At 37.4% G+C, this 6249-nt stretch carries 6 protein-coding genes; all 6 read right to left on the reverse strand.

Annotated features, from left to right (window positions below; all coding sequences use genetic code 11):
* Positions 1 to 141: 141 nt before the first annotated feature.
* Positions 142 to 897, reverse strand: a complete 756-nt coding sequence (locus A9G24_RS11935) for an Imm52 family immunity protein (RefSeq protein ID WP_065637471.1) — start codon at positions 895 to 897, stop codon at positions 142 to 144.
* Positions 898 to 1057: 160 nt separating this feature from the next.
* The gene (locus tag A9G24_RS11940; RefSeq protein WP_065639220.1) at positions 1058 to 1813 is read right to left on the reverse strand and encodes an Imm52 family immunity protein; all 756 of its coding nucleotides are present in this window, start codon (positions 1811 to 1813) and stop codon (positions 1058 to 1060) included.
* A 19-nt stretch (positions 1814 to 1832) separates the two neighbouring features.
* Positions 1833 to 2909 carry a Tox-REase-5 domain-containing protein gene (locus A9G24_RS11945; RefSeq protein ID WP_065639221.1) on the reverse strand — a complete coding sequence of 359 codons (1077 nt, stop codon included), beginning with the start codon at positions 2907 to 2909 and terminating at the stop codon, positions 1833 to 1835.
* A gap of 12 nt (positions 2910 to 2921) precedes the next feature.
* Positions 2922 to 3266 (reverse strand): hypothetical protein, encoded by a 345-nt coding sequence (locus A9G24_RS11950; RefSeq protein ID WP_065639222.1) that lies wholly within the window; start codon positions 3264 to 3266, stop codon positions 2922 to 2924.
* Positions 3266 to 3772, reverse strand: a complete 507-nt coding sequence (locus A9G24_RS11955) for a DUF4123 domain-containing protein (protein WP_065639223.1) — start codon at positions 3770 to 3772, stop codon at positions 3266 to 3268. The genes A9G24_RS11950 and A9G24_RS11955 overlap by 1 nt, the downstream gene beginning before the upstream one ends.
* Positions 3772 to 6249 (reverse strand): type VI secretion system Vgr family protein (locus tag A9G24_RS11960; RefSeq protein WP_065639224.1); only part of this gene is annotated, 2478 nt, incomplete at its 5' end. The genes A9G24_RS11960 and A9G24_RS11955, both read right to left, overlap by 1 nt.

Raw genomic sequence — 6249 nt, forward strand, 5'->3', positions numbered from 1 at the left:
TTACGATAATGGAACCCAAATTACACTTAATGAAGGGTATGAATCAATCTCTAAAATATCTAAATCATCAGTTTCTGATGACTGAATTTCAATTTGTAACCAGACAACCTTAATGTCTTGACTTAGTAAGTTTAGGAATGATCATAAATTACTTCGTTCTGGTAGCAAATCCGCTTCGCGTAACCGAACATCAAGGCGATTCATTGTTTTCACATCCTCAATATTTTTAAAAAATGGAAAGTGATCGAGCGATACAATGACAGTGCCAACCTGTTTATCATTTTGATTAATAGGAATAATTTTATGTGCTTCTGGATAATCCTTTGCATTTAGTGGTGCTGGAATGTAAACAATTAATGAGGTACCGATTCGTTTAGGAAATATATTTTTAGAACGAGGGAAAAGATGTATCAAATCAATTTCAATATAACTATCTGTAAAAACATTAGCCAATTTTGTTACAAAGGTTGTGATTTGCTTTAATAGTTGTAAATCTTCAAATTTAGTGAAAAAAAAGTCAATTTCAGAACTAATCAGAGCATCATCAAAAAATGATTTATCAACATCATAAGTGATAACCTGTCCTGAACTTTTATGTTCGCCATCAATAAAAAAAATCTGCGTATCATTGTTCTTTTCAATTTTTTGGTAGGCTAAAGCAAGTTTTTTCATCCCAAAATCAGTAAAACCCTCAGGGCTGTAGACTAACTCTTCTGGTTTCACTTTTACGGTGTTTTTAAAAAGATACCAACACATGTTTGAATCAAAACTGTCTTGATAAGCCTTTAAGGCATTTTCCAAACGTTGATAAAAATCAGTAAATGTGAGTGTTGCTGTCTTTGGTAAATAAAGTATGATACTAAACTGAATATCGTCTGATTCAATGTATTTAGTCATATTAATCTCTTTATGTTAATTACGATAATGGAACCCAAATTACACTTAATGAAGGGTATGAATCAATCTCTAAAATATCTAAATCATCAGTTTCTGATGACTGAATTTCAATTTGTAACCAGACAACCTTAATGTCTTGACTTAGTAAGTTTAGGGATAATCATAAATTACTTCGCTCTGGTAGCAAATCCGCTTCGCGTAACCGAACATCAAGGCGATTCATTGTTTTCACATCCTCAATATTTTTAAAAAATGGAAAGTGATCGAGCGATACAATGACAGTGCCAACCTGTTTATCATTTTGATTAATAGGAATAATTTTATGTGATTCTGGATAATCCTTTGCATTTAGTGGTGCTGGAATGTAAACAATTAATGAGGTACCGATTCGTTTAGGAAATATATTTTTAGAACGAGGGAAAAGATGTATCAAATCAATTTCAATATAACTATCTGTAAAAACATTAGCCAATTTTGTTACAAAGGTTGTGATTTGCTTTAATAGCTGTAAATCTTCAAATTTAGTGAAAAAAAAGTCAATTTCAGAACTAATCAGAGCATCATCAAAAAATGATTTATCAACATTATAAGTGATAATCTGCCCGATACTTGTCGGTTCACCATCAATAAAAAAAATCTGCGTATCATTGTTCTTTTCAATTTTTTGGTAGGCTAAAGCAAGCTTTTTCATCCCAAAATCAGTAAAACCCTCAGGGCAGTAGACTAACTCTTCTGGTTTCGCTCTTATGGTGTTTTTAGATAGGTACCAATGCATGTTTGAATCAAAACTATCTTGATAAGCCTTTAAGGCATTTTCTAAACGTCGATAAAAATCAGTAAATGTGAGTGTTGTTGTCTTTGGTAAATAAAGTATGATACTAAACTGAATATCGTCTGATTCAATGTATCTAGTCATATTAATCTCCTTGTGTTAATTACGATAATGGAACCCAAATTGCACTTAATGAAAGGTATGAATCAATCTCTAAAATATCTAAAAAAGCATTATAGGCAAGGGGGGTCATAAAAATCCAACAACAGTGAGCGTATGGATGGGTAGAACAAATTTTATCATGTTTTTCGGCTTGTTTTTTGAACCCTTCTATTTTTTTCTTACCCAATCGTTTTAATTCTGGCTGACCTGTTTGGGTATTAACTTGTGTTCGGCTAAACATCAAGGAATCATAATTGGCTTTCATTTCAAGCAACAAACAAAATTGTTCCAGCCAACCATCGAAATCAGCTTTTCCTGCAGGGCCTTCATAAAGCCATTCTTTGATTTCTACCGACATTTTACCCGTTTTCGGATTTTCTGTACGCGCCCAAGATTCGCCAGTAAACGCACACTGGTAATCAGCCGACAGATCGCTCATATTACGGCGAAACATTTTTTTCGTAATAAATGATGAAATAGAGCAGTTACACCGTTGGCTTTTTTCAAGCTGATCTTCTTTTATTCTAACCATTTTTTCAGCGATTGTGGCTTTAATCAATTCTTTTTCATGATTAGTTAAGACTCTTATATTATAATATTTAGCCATCTCAATATCATGTTGTATCTCTTTAATTTCTTTTTCACAATTATCAATAAGGGTTAATAACTGTGTTTCTGTTAACGCTGGACTAATTGGTTCGCCTCGTCTTAACCTCTCAAGTTTTTTCTTATAAGTATTAATATGATATGTTTGTATTAGTTCGATCTCTTTTTCTAATTCTGCTATTGCCTCTGGTGTATCGGGCTCTATATCATCTTCTCCAGTCATATCAATTATTTCATTATCTTCTAAAGCTTTATTTGTTACTGATTCTATCGCTTTAAATATAGCCATATAAATCATAGGGTCTTGATATAAAGGGTAGATATGATGATGTGTTTTTTTGGGTTCCAAAATAGGCGTAGCGCTTATTTCATAACCTGGAGGATAATCCGATGTTTCTTTGCTAGTCTGATAAGCGATTATAGAAGCTCCCATTATCGCTATTATTTCTTCAATCAGAATAAGTATCGGCATGATTGTTGTTCCTTAAAGTAAACCTTTTTGCTTTTTCTCTACAATAATAAGCAAATCTTCATATTGTTGTTCTGGAATATGATCCTTTTTTTCAATCCAATCTTTAATTATTGGATTATTCTTATAACCCGGCGTTACGGCTTCCCCGTATAAAAATGCCTCAATAAGTGCTTTTTTAGTAAAACCTAGTGCAATAAGGTAGTTATAAGTTTCTTTTAATCGCCGAAATAACTTATTAATATCTTCGTCTGGTAAAGTTAAACGTTTATCATTTTTTATCTGATTAGTAATTTGCCAAAGGTAGTTATCATCTTCTTGATGAGATACAGCATTCATTTGTTCTTTACAAAATTGCATTATAATTTACCTTTTATTAGGGAATAGTAATGATTATTATGAAAATAGATCCAGTCAATGATATTTAATGTAAATAGTTTAAATTGTTTAGGTGTGAGCACATTTTGTAACTTGTTTAAGACACGTGGATCATAATAACGTAATAATGCATTACGTTTATTAGGTAATTGTAAATGTAATTGGTTTTCTAGTTGGTTAAATAAATAATCTAAGCTAAGAATTGAAATTAACCACATAACCGATGGATACGTTTTTTCAAGCTGCAATAGTGAATTTTGTACATTTTTATCAACTTGCATAATATCGATAAGCCAAGGCCCTGCAAAAGCGACCTCTTTATTGTTTGGACGGATAAAAAGTGGTAATGTATTTTTATCTTGAATAATTTCTTTTTGAAATAAGCGTTCATATTCTAGCCCATCGACTAATACATAAAGTGAGAGTTTATATCTGGATTGCTTTTGTTGTTCCAAAAATGTTTGATAAGAAATATGTTGATTTAACATTATTCATCTCCTAATATCACTAGCATTTGCGCTCTTTCTGCAGCTCGTATCAAACATGGTAAACAAATTTTTTCATTAACCTCTGAAGTAACTTTGGGTAATGTCAAAGAAGTAATTGATTTTGTCGCCACCCCCATCTTCTGGAAGACATTACACTTAAGATAGATGTTATCCTGTGTACCCAGTTCAATGCCTTCACTGCTGATTTTGATATAAGAGCCACCGCAAATGAGCGTGAGGTTGTCTTTGGCGGTAATGGTCACCTTGCCATCCACACTATCCACTTTAATATCTTGCTTGGCAGCCATATTGAGGTTGGCATTTTGGGCTTGCACTTCAATATCACCTTGGTTGGCAAATAGTTTCATGCCTGATTTTTGCGCAAATAAGCCAATCGCCTCGCCCGCTGAAAGGGTGACGTTGTTTAAAGCGTTGATGTCGGTTTGATGTTCGCTAGTTAAGGTGAGGCTGCTCGCTGTTGTCAGTTGAATATTTTCAGGGCTGGTTAGGGCGATGCCTTCTTGCGCATAGGCCAGTAGGCCACTTTGGGTTAGCTGAGTTAAGTTGGCTTTAAGTTGCGCTTGGCTGTCGGTATCGGCGCTGTGTGCCTCGGACTGGGTGGCGGCATTTTGTAGCGCTTTGGCAATGGCTAAAGCATTTTCAAGTTGGCTTATTGCCGCTTGCATATCGAGCTGTTTGCCTTGCGCTTTCGGCTCGGTTTGCGTGGTTAAGTATAAGCCTTTGTTAGCAGCAATCGCCCCCCATTCGTCGGTGCGCAGTTCAAAGCCTTCACCGCGAGGTTGTTTTTTTTCGTTAACTAAGTGACCAATATTAAGTTGAGTTTTGCCGTATTCGGTGGCCAGTTTGATATGCTCTTGCCCACGTTTGTCATCCATGCGCAGTTTGTTATTAGCCGGCGTGCGAATCACATTGCGGTGTTTGTTAATGGTGGTAACAAGGTCGGGGTGAGCACTATCATGCATCGCATGGGCGATATACGGCCGGTCAGGATTGCCCTGCATAAAGGCAATCGCTACTTCAGTGCCATCAATTAATGGGAAGTGAAAGCCATAGGTGTTGCCTGCATACGGTTTGGCTAAGCGTACCCATAAGCTTTCCGTGCCATTTTTCCACTCTTTTAAATCAAAGTTAAATTTAACCCGATAGCGCCCTTGCGGGTCGATATAGCCATAGGTGTCATGATTGGGACTGGTGACACGGGCAGGTAATGTGCCACTAACTTGTGGCCAGCGTATAGGCGCAGGGCGATAGGGTTTTAAGGCTTGATAGGGAATAGCGGTAAAGGTGAGTTCATAAGCATCAGTGCGGTTACCCTGCCCTTGTACCGTTAAAATGATGATACCGTCATTGATATCTGCCAGCGGGCTGCCGTTGAGGTTAATCCATTGACCGGGAGCAAGGTTATAGTGATTACTCTTGCCTTTGAGGATAATTTGCTGGCTAATAGCCTGTTCATGGCGAATACGGGCATACCACTGACCGCTTTCAATCTGATTATCGTCATGCCTGTTATTCTCATTAGGATTATTGCCGTTATCAGGATTAACATGGTTATCATCATCGTTATTATCGCCACTATCTTGCGGGTTTTCTTGGCCGTTACTCGCTAAGCCTTTATAGTGCTCGGCATAGCGATAGTCGCTGCCATAGGTGGTAAGGTCTTTGGGTTGGGTGTTAATCTCGCCCTGTAAATCGGCGAGGGCATCACGGTAGTTATAGTCTTGTACCTTGACAGAGGAGACCACCACTTCACTATGCAGGCTGATATCCCACACACTTTCAACGCCACTATCTGCCATGCCACTGGGTGGTTTATAGTCAATATTAGCCACCTGCGCATAACCTTGTTCATAATCACTTAACACCATCACATCACAATGATGTTCGGCGTGCGTTTCAAAGCGAAACCAGATACCGACATCGGCCAATAAGCGTTGAATAAATTCAAGGTCACTTTCTTGCCACTGAGTAATAAACTCCCGCTCAGGATAGCTGTCTTTTAACTCTAAACGGTAATCAATGCCCGTCAAACCATGACTGCGTAGCACTTCTTCAACTACACTCACCACACTTTGCTGTTGAAATATGGCACTATGTTGCCCCACTGCGAGCCGTGCTAAGCACGAGGATAACACCACCTGATAATGGGCTTCCTCTTTATTGACCGATAACTGACTAAACTCAGTAATCACCCCATGCAAGGTGCGTTTATTCGTCAACGTGGGCAAATCACTTAATGAGCGGATAGCAGAAGTTAATGGTTTGTTGATAACCGGATTAAAGGAGAAGGTCGATTTTTGATTAAGAAAGGAATCAGGCGATAAGGTTTTGTCAGTACTGGTAAAGGAGATTACATAACGCCAAGGCTGGTTTAACGACTCATTACCCTCAACATGTAAAACCGAAATCGGCGCCCCCAGCCCGTCAACCGTTAAGGTATAGCGATTATGGCTAAC

This window comes from Gilliamella sp. App6-5, assembly GCF_001690525.1.
In the GTDB taxonomy this organism is placed as follows: domain Bacteria; phylum Pseudomonadota; class Gammaproteobacteria; order Enterobacterales; family Orbaceae; genus Gilliamella; species Gilliamella apicola_H.